14 protein-coding genes are annotated in these 14,267 nt (G+C 29.9%); 12 read left to right on the forward strand and 2 right to left on the reverse strand.

Translation table 11 applies throughout. The annotated features are described in order from the left end of the window. Positions 1 to 166 precede the first annotated feature (166 nt). From ACNRYB_RS04700 to ACNRYB_RS04740, 9 genes are all read left to right on the forward strand, one after another. Positions 167 to 673 carry a peptidase gene (locus ACNRYB_RS04700; protein ID WP_129745796.1) on the forward strand — a complete coding sequence of 169 codons (507 nt, stop codon included), beginning with the start codon at positions 167 to 169 and terminating at the stop codon, positions 671 to 673. Positions 674 to 684: 11 nt separating this feature from the next. Next, positions 685 to 2,172: a GH3 auxin-responsive promoter family protein gene (locus tag ACNRYB_RS04705; protein WP_473729379.1), complete on the forward strand. Its 1,488-nt coding sequence runs from the start codon at positions 685 to 687 to the stop codon at positions 2,170 to 2,172. Between the two features lie 69 nt (positions 2,173 to 2,241). Next, positions 2,242 to 2,811: a transposase gene (locus ACNRYB_RS04710; protein ID WP_473729380.1), complete on the forward strand. Its 570-nt coding sequence runs from the start codon at positions 2,242 to 2,244 to the stop codon at positions 2,809 to 2,811. 133 nt (positions 2,812 to 2,944) lie between these two features. Then, a complete protein-coding gene (locus tag ACNRYB_RS04715; RefSeq protein ID WP_129745798.1) occupies positions 2,945 to 4,624 on the forward strand; it encodes a DUF6909 family protein in 1,680 nt (559 codons plus the stop codon). 6 nt (positions 4,625 to 4,630) lie between these two features. Further along, on the forward strand, positions 4,631 to 5,611 hold the full coding sequence (locus ACNRYB_RS04720) for a hypothetical protein (RefSeq protein ID WP_129745799.1): 981 nt from the start codon (positions 4,631 to 4,633) through the stop codon (positions 5,609 to 5,611). A gap of 89 nt (positions 5,612 to 5,700) precedes the next feature. Continuing rightward, on the forward strand, positions 5,701 to 6,252 hold the full coding sequence (locus ACNRYB_RS04725; protein WP_129745800.1) for a hypothetical protein: 552 nt from the start codon (positions 5,701 to 5,703) through the stop codon (positions 6,250 to 6,252). An 80-nt stretch (positions 6,253 to 6,332) separates the two neighbouring features. Then, positions 6,333 to 7,601, forward strand: coding sequence for an oligosaccharide flippase family protein (locus ACNRYB_RS04730; protein WP_473729381.1), 1,269 nt, complete (start codon positions 6,333 to 6,335; stop codon positions 7,599 to 7,601). A 9-nt stretch (positions 7,602 to 7,610) separates the two neighbouring features. Then, the gene (locus ACNRYB_RS04735; protein WP_473729382.1) at positions 7,611 to 8,867 is read left to right on the forward strand and encodes a hypothetical protein; all 1,257 of its coding nucleotides are present in this window, start codon (positions 7,611 to 7,613) and stop codon (positions 8,865 to 8,867) included. After that, positions 8,857 to 9,972 carry a glycosyltransferase family 4 protein gene (locus ACNRYB_RS04740; protein WP_473729383.1) on the forward strand — a complete coding sequence of 372 codons (1,116 nt, stop codon included), beginning with the start codon at positions 8,857 to 8,859 and terminating at the stop codon, positions 9,970 to 9,972. Before ACNRYB_RS04735 ends, ACNRYB_RS04740 begins: the two co-directional genes overlap by 11 nt. An 8-nt stretch (positions 9,973 to 9,980) precedes the next feature. Here ACNRYB_RS04740 and ACNRYB_RS04745 read toward each other — a convergent pair whose 3' ends face one another. Further along, the gene (locus tag ACNRYB_RS04745) at positions 9,981 to 10,757 is read right to left on the reverse strand and encodes a 2OG-Fe(II) oxygenase (RefSeq protein WP_473729384.1); all 777 of its coding nucleotides are present in this window, start codon (positions 10,755 to 10,757) and stop codon (positions 9,981 to 9,983) included. Between the two features lie 136 nt (positions 10,758 to 10,893). Here ACNRYB_RS04745 and ACNRYB_RS04750 point away from each other — a divergent pair, with 136 nt between their 5' ends. Further along, positions 10,894 to 11,982 carry a DUF1972 domain-containing protein gene (locus ACNRYB_RS04750; RefSeq protein ID WP_473729385.1) on the forward strand — a complete coding sequence of 363 codons (1,089 nt, stop codon included), beginning with the start codon at positions 10,894 to 10,896 and terminating at the stop codon, positions 11,980 to 11,982. A 36-nt stretch (positions 11,983 to 12,018) separates the two neighbouring features. Here ACNRYB_RS04750 and ACNRYB_RS04755 read toward each other — a convergent pair whose 3' ends face one another. After that, positions 12,019 to 12,348, reverse strand: a complete 330-nt coding sequence (locus ACNRYB_RS04755; RefSeq protein ID WP_473729386.1) for a hypothetical protein — start codon at positions 12,346 to 12,348, stop codon at positions 12,019 to 12,021. Positions 12,349 to 12,448: 100 nt separating this feature from the next. Here ACNRYB_RS04755 and ACNRYB_RS04760 point away from each other — a divergent pair, with 100 nt between their 5' ends. Together ACNRYB_RS04760 and ACNRYB_RS04765 are read left to right on the forward strand one after the other, a co-directional pair. Continuing rightward, on the forward strand, positions 12,449 to 13,264 hold the full coding sequence (locus ACNRYB_RS04760) for an O-antigen ligase family protein (RefSeq protein WP_473729387.1): 816 nt from the start codon (positions 12,449 to 12,451) through the stop codon (positions 13,262 to 13,264). After that, a complete protein-coding gene (locus ACNRYB_RS04765) occupies positions 13,261 to 14,244 on the forward strand; it encodes a UDP-glucuronic acid decarboxylase family protein (protein WP_473729388.1) in 984 nt (327 codons plus the stop codon). The genes ACNRYB_RS04760 and ACNRYB_RS04765 overlap by 4 nt, the downstream gene beginning before the upstream one ends. Positions 14,245 to 14,267: the final 23 nt, after the last annotated feature.

Below are 14,267 nucleotides of genomic sequence, written 5' to 3' on the forward strand. Positions count from 1 at the left end.
GCAAAGGTATATAGAAATATACGAAATAGAAGTATTTTTAGTTTAAAATATTTGCATTAGACCGCGTTAAATATTTTATAAAATCGTAAATTATAGCTCTTCAAGTAATTTTTCGAACAAATATCATGATGATTAATTATTATATTTGCTAGCATAAAGAAGGATAATGACTAAAAAAAAGAAAAGAAATTTTAGAAAAAAACTGTTCATTAAAAACCGATTAGTAATTTTAAATGAAGACACTTTTGAAGAGATATTTTCTTTTAGGCTTACTTTAATGAATGTTTTTGTAACGTTTACTTTAGGCGGAATATTTCTAATTTTAGTTACTACTTTTATCATTGCTTTTACACCGCTTCGCGAATTTATTCCTGGATATTCTTCTACAGAATTGAAACGAAATGCCACTAGACTGGCCATTAAATCAGATTCTTTAGAAACAGCTCTACAACAAAATGAAGCCTATATAAAAGGGATTCAGAAAGTTTTAAAGGGCGAACTAGAATATTCAAAATTTAATAAAGATTCTATCTTAGCAGAATCGGTTGAAGATGCTTCTGATTTAAACATGAAAGCATCTGAGGCTGAAATAAAACTGAGAGAAGAGGTAGCCGAAACAGAAAAAGAACTGAAGACCAAATCTCAAGACAAAAAGAAAAGTGATAAAAAATAATACCACTGAAAATGTCAATTAAGTCAATTGCGGCGAAAATATTTGCCCGAAAAATATATAAACAAACGCTTAAATGGGCGAACAAACCAGTCCAAACACAGCAAGAGATTTTTAAAAGTCTGATTGAAAATGCACAAAACACCGAATTTGGAAAAGATCATCATTTTAACCAGATAAAAACTTTTGAAGATTTTCAGAAACGAGTTCCAGTAAGGGATTACGAAGATTTAAAACCATATGTTGAAAAGGTAGTAAAAGGCGAGGCAGATATTTTATGGAAAGGAAAACCATTATATTTTGCCAAAACTTCGGGAACAACTTCTGGAGCAAAATTTATTCCGCTTACCAAAGAATCAATGCCTTATCATATAGAAGCGGCCAGAAATGCCATTCTACATTATATTAACGAAACGGGAAAAGCCGATTTTGTTGACGGGAAAATGATCTTTTTGCAAGGAAGTCCAATTCTAACGGAGAAATACGGAATTAAATTTGGGAGACTTTCTGGAATTGTAGCGCATTTTGTTCCTAAATACCTCCAGAAAAACAGAATGCCATCTTGGGAAACCAATTGTATAGAAGATTGGGAAACCAAAGTAGATGCTATTGTAGACGAGACTATAAAAGAAGATATGTCGGTTATTTCTGGAATTCCGTCTTGGGTACAGATGTATTTTGAGCGTTTACAGCAAAAAAGCGGTGGAAAAAAGATTAGCGAAATATTCAAAAACTTTAATCTTTTTATCTACGGCGGTGTAAATTACGAACCTTACCGTGCTAAATTTGAGCAGATGATTGGCAAAAAGGTAGATAGCATCGAATTGTTTCCTGCCTCTGAAGGATTTTTTGCCTACCAAGATTCGCAGAAAGAAAAAGGAATGTTGTTACTTTTGAATTCGGGAATTTTCTACGAGTTTATAAAGGCTGATGAATTTTTTAGCGAAAACCCGAAAGTATATACAATTGGTGAAGTTGAGGTAGGAGTAAACTACGTTTTGATTATTTCTACCAATGCAGGGCTTTGGCGTTATAATATTGGAGATACAGTTCAATTCACCTCTTTGGCTCCGTATCGTGTTATAGTTTCTGGACGTATCAAACATTATATTTCGGCTTTCGGCGAACACGTTATTGCCAACGAAGTAGAAAATGCGATGAAGGAAGCTGTAAATTCGACAAATATTGTAATAAACGAGTTTACAGTAGCACCGCAAATTACGCCTGCAAGCGGTTTACCGTATCATGAGTGGCTAATTGAGTTTGAAAAAGAACCTGAAAATATGGAAGCTTTTGCCGAAACGATCGATAATTCAATGCGTAAACAGAATATTTATTACGATGATTTAATTACAGGGAATGTTTTAAGAAAAGTAGTCATTACAAAGGTTTCTAAAAACGGATTTCAAGATTACATGAAATCGCAAGGAAAACTGGGCGGACAGAATAAAATTCCGAGATTATCAAATAACAGGGATATTGCGGATAATCTTACAAAATAAAATAATATTTCCAAGATTAAGCAGTTATTTATTCAGATGAATTAGAATGGATAAGTAAATGAAAATTAAATGAGTCAAGGAAAGTTTCAAAATAAATATCGTATTTCTTCAATTAGAGCTCAATGGTTGGATTATGGTTGGAATGGAGCCTATTTTATAACAATTTGTACACAAAACAGAGAACATTATTTTGGAGAAATTCAAAATGATAAAATGGTTTTATCAGAGGTTGGTATTATTGCCGATATATTGTGGCATCAAATACCCATACACCATAAAAATGTCGAATTGGGTGATTTTGTGGTTATGCCAAATCATATTCATGGAATTTTGATTATCGATAAAAAATTGAATAATGCGAATATTGTAGAGACAGGGCATGCCCTGTCTCTATCGGAAAAACCCGGATCGCAACGTTTTCAAAACATTGGAAAAAACACCATTTCGTCAATTGTTGGATCATATAAATCTGCTGTAACAAAACACGCAAATAGATTAGGATACACGTATCAATGGCAAAAATTATTTTATGACAATATCATTAGAGACAATAATCAATATCAAAGGATTTCTGATTACATTGTTTCAAATCCAGAAAATTGGGCAAAGGATAAATTTAAAACAGATGGTAAATCCTAATTTGAAATAAACGTTATAATTAAATCACATTTTTAGTTTTCGATTGAAATAATATTAATATTTCCTACTTTCGTTTATCGAAATATTCACATCTTCTTTAAAAACGAAGATGATTTTTAAAATAGAAAAAAACATGAAAGAAACTAAACATATATCAAGATCTAGAGCGCAAGAATCTTCTGCGGCTATAGAAAAAATGTACATTACAATGCGCCATTTATTCAACCGTGGTTTTTACAAACCAATGGGAGTTTCTGGCGACAGCTTACGCGAATCATTATTGGCTTTGCGTCCAGAAATTTATGGAAATATCGCCGAAGAAAAAGTAGAATTAAACGGACTTTTATACGTTATAGAACGTCTTCCAATCGGAATTGAACAGTGCCGTTTTATTAATTTAACTTCAGACGAAGGCTATTCTAAATCGCATTTTCAACCGATTGTTCCACCAAAAAGAAGAAGAAACTGCTACAGAATCGACGAAGAGCAAATGAACGTTGAGATTACTCGCGGACGTTCTGACATTTATGATATCCTGACACATTTGACTTTCATTTTCATCGAATCTCATAAAATTAAAAATAGGGTTTTAATAGACGATGGAGGAGAAGTTTCGCGTGATTGGCAGAAATTAGAGCAAGCCGTTATGCAGACTAAAAAGCTTTCTCAAGTTGAAAAAGAAAAAGCAATTTCGCATGTTGCCAATATTTTAGCGAGAACTTTTGAGGAAGTTTTGGATATTTACGATGCTTTTGGTTCAGAAAATGCACCAGACCGTTTCTTGCACGTAATTTATTGGTTAGGAAAACTTGCGATTGAAGAAATTGTTGAAAACAACAAACGTACAATTACTTTTAGCCCTGTTTTGCGTGAAAGACTTGGACATCATATTCACGGAGAAATCTGGGCAACAAACATTAAAGAAGTTTTAAAAGCAAACGACTTGTTGAAAAGACCAATTCACGTAATTAGTGCAAATATGCACAGTGTGATGAATTCGATTTTTGCAACGCCGTTGCTAAAAACAAAATATAAAGGAAAAACAGATTTCTTTATTTATGAAGAATTAAGCGGTTCGGGTTCAAAAGAAATTAGATCTCAGGTTGAAGATCTAGCTTTAAAAAATGGAATGATTTCGCTGCCAGATTGTTCAGGTACTAATATTGATGTTCAGATTTTTGATACAGCCAAAATTGACTGGTCAAAAACAGCTTTCTCGCATGCTAATGTAGGCGAAGAAAAACCAGTTATAATAGTAATGGATTATGCTTTTGGAGAGCAGGCTTACGAAACTATTGATGAGCTTTTGAAACCATTCAAAAAAGAAACTCTACTAAATGTAAAATCGGTTTCTATAATGGGTAAAGCTGGAATTCTGGAAGGCGGAAAAGGAGATATCATGATTCCGACCGCACATATCAACGAAGGAACGGCTGATAATTATTTCTTTGAAAACGAATTAACAGGTGCAATGTTTGAAGGAAACGATATAGACATTTATGAAGGTGCGATGGTTACTGTTCTTGGAACTTCATTGCAAAATAGAGATTTATTAAAATTCTTCCACGAATCGACTTGGGGAGTAATTGGTCTTGAAATGGAAGGATCTTATTACCAAAAAGCGATTCAGTCGGCATCAAAAATTAGAAAAAGCGTACCGCATGATATCAAAGTTCGTTATGCTTATTATGCTTCAGATAATCCTCTGGAAACAGGAAGCACACTAGCTTCTGGTGGATTGGGAACCACTGGCGTAAAACCGACCTATTTGATTACCATTAAGATTTTAGAGCAGATTTTCAACATAAAATAATCATAAATGAGTACAAAAGTACCGCAGGATAATTCAGATCAAGAGATTGATATTTTTCAGGTTTCAAAAAGTATTGGCAACTTTTTCGATAGGATCAATGCCAAGATTTTTCGATTAATTCAATTTTTTATTAGCAATTGGGTTATCGTTTTGGTTATCGTTTTGGTTGGATTTAGTTTGGGACTACTTTTAGACATAACTCAAAAAAGGTACAAACAAGAAATTATTGTTGCACCAAATTTTGACAGTACAGATTATTTGTATGCAAAAATTGATTTAATTTACTCTAAGATTAAAGAAGATGATACGCTTTTTTTAAAAAATACAGTTGGTATTCAAGATCCTAAAAGCCTTAAATCTATTACTATTAAGCCTATATCAGATGTTTATAGACTGATTGAAAATAGGCCTGAGAATTTTGAATTGATTAAATTGATGGCTGATAATGGAGATATAAAAAAAATTATTGAGGATAATCTAACAAGTAAAAATTATAGATATCATAGAATTTCGATTGTTACAAATGAATTGGCAGATACTAAAAAAATAACTGATCCGCTTTTGGATTTTTTGAATAAAACAGAATTCTACAAAAAAATCCAAGAAGTAAAAATAGCAAATGCTAAAGAAAAAATAATTAAGAATGAAGCTACTATATCTCAGATTGATGGTGTCTTAAAAGGATTTTCTGCTAATGCAAATAATTCCCAAAAAAGCAGCAGTTTAGTCTATTATAATGAAAATACCCAACTTAATGATGTTATAAAAACAAAAGGTGATTTAGTTAATGAACAAGGGGGCCATAGACTTGAATTAATAGGGTATGATAAAATTATTAAAGATATTAGTACAACATTAAATATTGAGAAAAAAGGGGTCTTTTATGGACACAAAAAACTGATATTCCCATTCCTATTTGTTTTTCTTTACATTATGCTGCAGTTTTTTAAAGCTTTTTACAGAAAACAAAAACTATTAAGCACATAAAAAAAAGATGTTTAAAAAATATAACAACAGTATTGTTGATATGAAGATTTTTTTAAAGTTAAAAAACTAAATTAGCCCAAAAATTTAAAATGAGAACAAAACTATTTTTTGCAAGTTTGATTTTAATTGTATCGTTTACTTCATGTAAGAAAGAAGTGGACCAAAATCAAGAAGTTAAACCAGCTGAAGTTGAAAAACAAAACAATAATTTTCAGGTAACCCTAACAGCAACAGTAAAAACAGACGATAATTTCCAATTATATTACAGTCAGGATGCCTATGAAGTTCCGTATAAGGAAGAAAATTCGGTTTGGATGGCTGTAAAGGCAAATGAAAATCCACAGGATATTGTTTTTAATCTTCCTGAAGATGTAATTCCGAATTATATCAGAATTGATTTTGGAACAAATGAAGAGCAAAAGGAAATCATTATCAAGAATTTTAAAATGAAGTATTACAGTAAAAGTTTTGAAGCTAAAGATTCGTTATTTTTTAATTACTTTATTCCGAATGATTGTGTAAAAATTGTAGACAAGAAAAACTCAATTGTTCAGACTTTCAAAACTAAAGAAGGAAAATACGATCCATTGTTTTATTCTGAAAAAGCACTTTATGATCAGATTCAATTAATTGTAAAATAACTATATAAGACTTAAGAGCCACAAAAATGTGGCTTTTTTTATCTGCAGCTGTTACTATTTTCTAAAAAAATCCTATTCTCTTGTTTAAATCAAAATACCAAAATGTATTACAGAATAACCGAATTAAAAATTTTGTTATTTATGGAATTGGTCAGATTGTTAATCTGGTAAGTCCGCTTTTGGTAATGCCTTATTTAGTAGCTGTTTGCGAGAAAGAAGGATTGGGAAAAATTGGAGTAGGATTTTCGTTTGCATTAGTATTGATCGTTTTAGTTGATTATGGTTCTTATATTAACGGAACCAAAGAAATATCAATAAACAGAGAAAATCCTGATATTATAAGAACAAAAATAGTTTCTATATATGTAATGAAATTTTTTTTGATTTTAATATCATCATTTATTGCTTTTCTGATTATTTATTTCATTCCTTTTTTTAGGAAAGAACAAGCCATTTTCTTTTTTAGTTTTTTGTACGTAATTGGTCAGTTCTTAAACCCAACATGGATTTTTCAGGGATTGGAAAATTATAAATGGATTTCTTTTATTAATATTATTTCGAAAGCAATATATGTTGCTTGTGTTTTTATTTTTATCAATAAAAAGGACGATTATATTTATGCCAATGCTTATTTGGGAATTGGGCTGATTATTTCAAGCTTAATAGGACTTATTTATCTGATAAAAAAATACAATTTACAATTCTATCGCCATGTTGCTAAGGATGCATTCCTGTTATTAAAACAAGAGTTCTCACTCACTTTTTCTCAATTGCTTCTTTCATTTTATCAATATCTGCCTATAATGATAATTAGTTATGTGGGAGGAAATGGAATGGCAGGACAATATAGAATTATTGAACAGATTGTAATGACTTTTAGAACTTATCTGCAAATGTTTTTCAATTTTATCTATGCCGATGTTTGTTTGCAAATACACACAAATTTTAAAAAAGGAGTTTTAAATTGGTTGAATTACAATGGTTTAAATTATTTATTTGTTCTATTACTAGTAATTATTGCATTTGTATTGGCAGAACAGATCTTATTATACTTCAATATTGAATCAAATGAACTGAAATCAATGGTATACTTTTTAAGGTTAGGTTTGATTATACCTATATTTATGGCAATTTCTTTTGCTTTAAAACAGTTGCTTTTTGCATTAGATAAGAATAAGGTCTATATAAATATTACAATTGGTTCTTCTATTTTTAGTTTGCTTGTATTTTTTATATTAGTAAAAACTATTGAATTGAAAGGTGCTTTTATTGCTACAATTTTTATCGAAATAATGGTAATAGGTTTATATTGTGCAGTTTTAAAATCAATAATTAGATTTAGCAAGTAATAATAAATTATGACAGTTTACAAAAATTTTCCTTACCAGATTTTATTTTTGCTTTGCATTGGAGTTTCTTTGTTTGCTAACTATGAACTTACTTTTGCTGTTTGGTCTTTAACTTTATTGTTAACAGTTAAAAGGAAATATTCTTTTACTCTAATTCAATATAATGTCATTTTTCTCATAATACTTTTAATTGCAGTTGTTTCCACATTCTTCAGCACAACGACCCTTTTTTTAGTCATAAGAGATTTTACCTATTTAGTTAAACCAATTTTAGGATTATTGGTAGGATATCAACTGTGTAGATTTAGCAGTAAATTAGCTTTAAAAGTGATCGTGTACACCGGACTAGCAATTTCTGTAATGCATCTGGTTATGTTATCTTTTACAGTTATTGAATTCAAAACTATAAGTGTTAATTTACTCAGAGAACATGGCGGTTATTTTAGCGATTACGAAATCTATGTATTAATTATTCTTATTTTTTATAAAGATCTTAAACTAGAAATATCAAAAAAACAAAGAATATTATTTTTAGCAATAATTGGTTTATCTAGTTTTTTGTACTTGGCTAGAACAAACCTTATTCAATTTATTATTCTCTTCGTTGGTCTAAAGGGATATTTGAGTTTTAATAAGAAATCTTTAAAAGTAATTTTGTCTGTATTTTTGGTAGCGATTATTGGCTATGCAGCGATTGTTTACATTAATCCAAAAAGAGAAGGAAAAGGTATTCAGGCTTTTTTGTATAAAATAAAAATTGCACCTCAGGAAGCTTTTAAGACAAAAATTGATAAAGATGATTGGAAAGATTTCAATGACAATTACAGATCCTTTGAAAATATAATTGCTGTAAATCAAGTTTCTGCAAAAGGAATTAGAGCTGTCTTTTTTGGCGAAGGCTTAGGTTCAACACTGAATTTGGGCAGGAAAATTTGGACCAATGATCACGAAAATGTTCAGTATATCCCAATTGCGCACAATGCATACATGACTGTATTTTTAAAATCGGGATTATTTGGGGTTTTATTTCTTCTACTTTTTTTGATTATTCTATACAGGCAAAGAAAATCTGAGATTGAAAGTGTACAGACTATTAATTATTTGCTAATTGGGACAAGTGTTTTTCTAATAATATCAAACTGGGTATTTTTAGGCTTATATTTAAAATTAGATAATAAATCGATAATAATAGGATTTTTGATTGCTCTTAGAGAAGTAATTATAAAAGAGCATAATAGCCAAAAAAGAATAGAAAATGAGTATTAAAAACACAACCAGTATTTTTGTTGACTGTCATGTTTTTGATAGCGGTTTTCAAGGAACAAGAACATATATAAAAGGTTTATACTTTGAATTAATCAAAAAAAGAGATCTTCATTTTTTTTTAGTTTCTTCTAATCCAGATCATTTAGAATCTATTTTTGGCAGCCATTCAAACGTCACTTATTTAAAATATAAATATCATAATAAATATTTAAGACTGCTTCTTGATGTACCAAAGATTGTAAAAAAGAATAAAATTGATTTTGCTCATTTTCAATATATAGTTTCACCAATAAAAAGATGTAAATATATTGTTACAACACATGATGTATTGTTTATTGATTTTCCAGAATATTTTACATTTTTGAGTAGAATTGTCAATACGTTCTTATATAAATTAAGCGCAAAAAGGTCAGAAGTTAAACTAACAGTCTCAGAATATTCTAAACAGAAAATACAACAGCATTTCGCATTGTCTAATTATGAGATAACTCCAAACGCAATTCAGGATGTATTCTTTGAAGAATATGATAAGGAGCTGATGAAGACAGAGGTTGCAGAAAAGTTTTCATTAGAAAATTATATTATTTATGTAAGTCGATGGGAGCCAAGAAAAAATCATCAAATGGTTTTAAAAGCTTTTTTAGATCTGAAATTGTACAAAAAATACAAGCTTCTGTTTTTAGGAAATGACACATTAAGTAATCGGGAATATGATGAGGTTTTTAGTACATTGGACTCTGAAATAAAAAGCCAGATTGTTTCTTTAAAAAACACTGATTTAAAAACAATGTTATTGTTGTTAAGAGGGGCAGATGCATCTGTTTATCCTTCTTTAGCTGAAGGTTTTGGAATTCCTCCATTGGAATCTGTCGCGGCAAAAGTCCCAACACTTTGCTCCAATAAAACGGCAATGTCAGATTTTACTTTTTTCGAAGATTATTATTTTGATCCTTATAATCAGGAGGATTTTAATCAAAAATTACAGAAAATTTTAAACCAGAATACAGAATCAGATTTTGAGATCATGGTGCACAAGATTAAAGAAAAATATAGCTGGCAAAAATCAGCAGATATATTATATAGTCTTATAAAAAAAAATCAATAAAAAACTGATTATTGATTTTTTGCTGTATTGCTTCCAAATAACTTGTTTTTAGTTTGAACTAAAAAATTGTAATTCTTCGCAAACTGCTTTTTTAAAAATGAAGCATCTTCTTTTGGAAACCAATCTGTTGTTCTTGGCTTCTCGATTTGTACTTTATGAATTTGGTAGGCATAAGTTGCAATAGATGTTCTAAAATTTCCGTCTGGAAAATTTGTCATATCATATCCATGAAGCGTGTAAGGAGCACATTGCTGAATAATTAAGCGATTAAAAGGAACATCAATTTCGGTATTTTCCCCTGTTCTTAAATCAAATATTTTTAAACCGCCTTTATATTCTGGTTTCCAATCTTTATTTAGATACAAAAGCAGATTTAATTCCCGGTACCAATCTTTGTTAATAGGATGATAGTTAAAATCTAAGTGCATATCCAGAAAACTATTTTTCTTGCCTTGATGTAAGCCACCACCATGATTTTTTGGGTCAACAAAAACAGATTTTGAGGTTATATAAGATATAATTTTATTGAATCTTTCAGACGAGAGTTCATCATACAATTCATGCATTTCAGAACCTAATTCTTTATAATTTGATTTTTCAAATTTATTATTTGCAAAAGAATAGTCACGGCTTTTATTCTTGAGTTCAGGAATGCTTTCATGAGCTTTTAATAACCTTTCTTCTTCACAAAAGTTATCAATTATTAAATGTGGAAACGGACTGGCAGTTAAATACTTTAAGCGCAAATCATCTAAATGGTTTTCCAGGTATTCAAAATTAATCATAAGTGTTATTTTAAACCGCTTGCGAACAAAAGTAGAAATTAAATAAAAGAATATTGATTATAAATGAATTTGTTTGCAATAAAATTTTACAGAATTTTAAAATCATTATTTTTGAGTCCTATTTTATAAGACTTAAATGAAAATAGCCATTCTTGGTACCAGAGGAATTCCTAATAATTATGGAGGATTTGAGCAGTTTGCTGAAATTTTTGCTGTTTATTTAACTGAAAAAAAACACGATGTGTATGTCTATAATTCACATAAACACATTTTTAAGGAGAAAAATTATAAAGGGGTAAACATTATTCATCAATATGATCCAGAATATAAAATAGGGACTGTAGGACAATTTATTTATGATTTGAATTGTATTTTGGATTCCAGAAATAGAAATTTTGATATCATTTTGCAATTGGGCTACACAAGCAATTCTATATGGTCTTTTCTTTTACCAAAGAAATCAATCATTATTACTAATATGGATGGATTGGAATGGAAAAGAACCAAATATTCTAAGCCAATCCAAAGATTCTTAAAACTTGCCGAGAAAAAAGCCGTAAAAAGTAGTGATTATCTCGTAGCAGATTCGCTAGGAATTAAGAAATATCTGAAAGAAAAGTACAATACTGAAGCTGTTTATATTGCATACGGAGCAGATTTGTTTTCTGATCCAAAAGAAGAGGTGCTTTCACAATATAATGTTGAAAAAAATAAGTACAACTTATTGATAGCTCGTTTTGAACCTGAAAATAATATAGAAATAATTTTGGATGGTATTGCCGAAAGTCAAGATAATAAAGTTATGTTGGTTGTAGGAAATAATGATAATAGTTATGGAGACTATCTCAAAAAAAAGTTTTATAATTATCGAAACATACGTTTTATAGGAGGAGTTTATAATAAAGGCGATTTAGATAATCTAAGATATTTTTCTAATCTTTATTTTCATGGACATTCAGTAGGAGGGACAAACCCTTCATTGCTTGAGGCAATGGCCACAAAAGCATTAATTATAGCACACAACAACGAATTTAATCGTGCTATTTTACAAGAAAATGCATTTTATTTTTCGAATGCAAAAGATATTAAACACTTTATAAAAACCGTACAAAGAAAAGATTACGAAAATATTGTTGAAGATAACTTTAAAATGATACTTCAAGAATTTAATTGGAACCAAATAAATGAATCATACCTTAGATTGTTTGAAAAAAGTATCAAATAAAATGGATGAATTATGGAAGAATAAAACCTTGCCAGCTTATCTATTAGCAGCAACGTTAGTAACACTTCCATTGAAACATAATATTGGGAGCTTAGCCTGTATTGTTTTTTTATTGTTTACTTTTTTTAAAGCAAAAAAAATAGATTTTTCGTTTTCTAAAGTTTTATTACTTCCAATCTTATTGTATGTTCTGATGTTTATATCGCTCATTTGGACAATAGACAATAAATTAACCATCAAAGGATTGCAAAAGGAAGTATTGCTACTCTTAATTCCTTTTGCTTTTTGCACATTGCCAAAAATAACTCGAAATGATGTAAATAAGATCATCAAGTGGTATAGTTTTACTATGGTAGGTTTTGCCATTTTCTATTTTTTAAAGGCAATTGTAAGATTCATAAATTCTGGAGACAAAGCTGTTTTCTTTTACCACGAATTAGTTACTTTAGAATTGAATGCAATTTATATGTCTGTTTTTGCTTCTTTAGCACTATTTTATTTTCTAGTTCAGAAAGAAAAGTCAATTATTGATAAAACAACATTTTCGATTCTTATTGTTTTCATATTTCTACTATCATCCAAAAATATTATTGTAGTTGACTTGATTTTGATTATAATGTATTATTTGTTTTTTTCTACTTTTTCAATAAAAGCAAAGCTCATAATACTTTCTACAGTTATTATTCTATCGATAAGTTCCATATTTTTTATTAAGCCAATTAGAGAAAGATTTATGATTGAGTTTGAAACAATATTTGTTGACGGTTCTTTAAATACAAATACTAAAGAAAACCAAGGGCCAGTTTATAATGTAAGTTTAAAACAAGCTTGGAGCCAGGATCAATTTCAGCAGAATGATTTTTTTCCAGGAACAGCATTTCGATTGTTCCAGATTAGGATTTTTATAGAAATGCTTAAGGAACGAAATATTCTTTTTACAGGATTTGGATTAGATTCTTCGCAGAATAAAATCAAAGAAAAAGTAAAAGAACATAATTTATATCCAAATTATGGGGAATTTAATTTTCATAATCAATACATTCAAATATTTGCAGAGCTGGGGATATTTGGTTTTTTGATAGTTATAAGTATGTTATTTGTCACAGTCAGAAGCGGGATTATAAATAAAGATTTTATTCATATTGCTTTTGCAGTAACAATGATAGTCTTATTTTTGACTGAATCTTTTTTGAGTAGACAAAGAGGAATAATTTTCTTTATAGTTTTTTACTGCATGTTTAATTCGGTAAAATATTGTAATGAACATAAAATATTAAAATGAAAAGAATACTTATAACCGGAGCGGCAGGATTTTTAGGATCACACTTATGTGATAGATTTATTAAAGAAGGTTACTTTGTAATCGGAATGGATAATCTGATAACAGGAGATCTTAAGAATATTGAACATTTATTCAAATTAGAAAACTTCGAGTTTTATCATCATGACATAACCAAGTTTGTCCATGTTCCCGGCAATTTGGATTATATATTACACTTCGCTTCGCCAGCAAGCCCGATTGATTACTTAAAAATTCCAATTCAGACTTTAAAAGTTGGATCTCTAGGAACACACAATTTATTAGGATTAGCAAAAGTAAAAAAGGCTAGAATTTTAATTGCATCAACATCTGAAGTTTATGGAGATCCTTTAGTGCATCCACAAACTGAAGAATATTATGGAAACGTAAACACAATTGGTCCGCGTGGTGTTTATGATGAGGCAAAACGTTTTCAGGAATCTATAACAATGGCTTATCATACTTTTCATGGAGTAGAAACCAGAATAGTGCGTATTTTTAATACTTACGGACCTAGAATGCGACTAAACGACGGACGTGTAATTCCAGCTTTTATTGGTCAGGCACTTCGCGGAGAAGATTTAACCATTTTTGGAGACGGAATGCAGACACGTTCTTTCTGTTATGTAGACGATCAGGTAGAAGGTATTTACAGATTATTACATTCAGATTATGTTTATCCAGTAAATATTGGAAATCCAGACGAAATCACAATTAAAGATTTTGCGGAAGAAATTATAAAACTGACAGGAACTAATCAAAAAGTGGTTTATCATCCGCTACCTATAAATGATCCTTTACAGCGTCAGCCAGATACTACAAAGGCCAAAGAATTATTAGGCTGGGAAGCAAAAGTAAGCCGTGAAGAGGGAATGAAAATTACTTATGAATATTTCAAGTCATTATCTCCTGATGAACTTGCAAAAGAAGAGCATAAAGACTTTTCAAGCTATATAAAATAAATTAAGATTCTGAAAGTATATAA

Source organism: Flavobacterium sp. CR10, assembly GCF_055814415.1.

What these genes read in the sequence shown, in the direction of transcription:
- ACNRYB_RS04700 (WP_129745796.1), top strand. Translation starts at nt 167, where the DNA reads ATGACTAAAAAAAAGAAAAGAAATTTTAGAAAAAAACTGTTCATTAAA.
- ACNRYB_RS04705 (WP_473729379.1), top strand. Translation starts at nt 685, where the DNA reads ATGTCAATTAAGTCAATTGCGGCGAAAATATTTGCCCGAAAAATATAT.
- ACNRYB_RS04710 (WP_473729380.1), top strand. Translation starts at nt 2,242, where the DNA reads ATGAGTCAAGGAAAGTTTCAAAATAAATATCGTATTTCTTCAATTAGA.
- ACNRYB_RS04715 (WP_129745798.1), top strand. Translation starts at nt 2,945, where the DNA reads ATGAAAGAAACTAAACATATATCAAGATCTAGAGCGCAAGAATCTTCT.
- ACNRYB_RS04720 (WP_129745799.1), top strand. Translation starts at nt 4,631, where the DNA reads ATGAGTACAAAAGTACCGCAGGATAATTCAGATCAAGAGATTGATATT.
- ACNRYB_RS04725 (WP_129745800.1), top strand. Translation starts at nt 5,701, where the DNA reads ATGAGAACAAAACTATTTTTTGCAAGTTTGATTTTAATTGTATCGTTT.
- ACNRYB_RS04735 (WP_473729382.1), top strand. Translation starts at nt 7,611, where the DNA reads ATGACAGTTTACAAAAATTTTCCTTACCAGATTTTATTTTTGCTTTGC.
- ACNRYB_RS04740 (WP_473729383.1), top strand. Translation starts at nt 8,857, where the DNA reads ATGAGTATTAAAAACACAACCAGTATTTTTGTTGACTGTCATGTTTTT.
- ACNRYB_RS04745 (WP_473729384.1), bottom strand. Translation starts at nt 10,757, where the DNA reads ATGATTAATTTTGAATACCTGGAAAACCATTTAGATGATTTGCGCTTA.
- ACNRYB_RS04750 (WP_473729385.1), top strand. Translation starts at nt 10,894, where the DNA reads ATGAAAATAGCCATTCTTGGTACCAGAGGAATTCCTAATAATTATGGA.
- ACNRYB_RS04755 (WP_473729386.1), bottom strand. Translation starts at nt 12,348, where the DNA reads ATGGCAAAACCTACCATAGTAAAACTATACCACTTGATGATCTTATTT.
- ACNRYB_RS04760 (WP_473729387.1), top strand. Translation starts at nt 12,449, where the DNA reads ATGTCTGTTTTTGCTTCTTTAGCACTATTTTATTTTCTAGTTCAGAAA.
- ACNRYB_RS04765 (WP_473729388.1), top strand. Translation starts at nt 13,261, where the DNA reads ATGAAAAGAATACTTATAACCGGAGCGGCAGGATTTTTAGGATCACAC.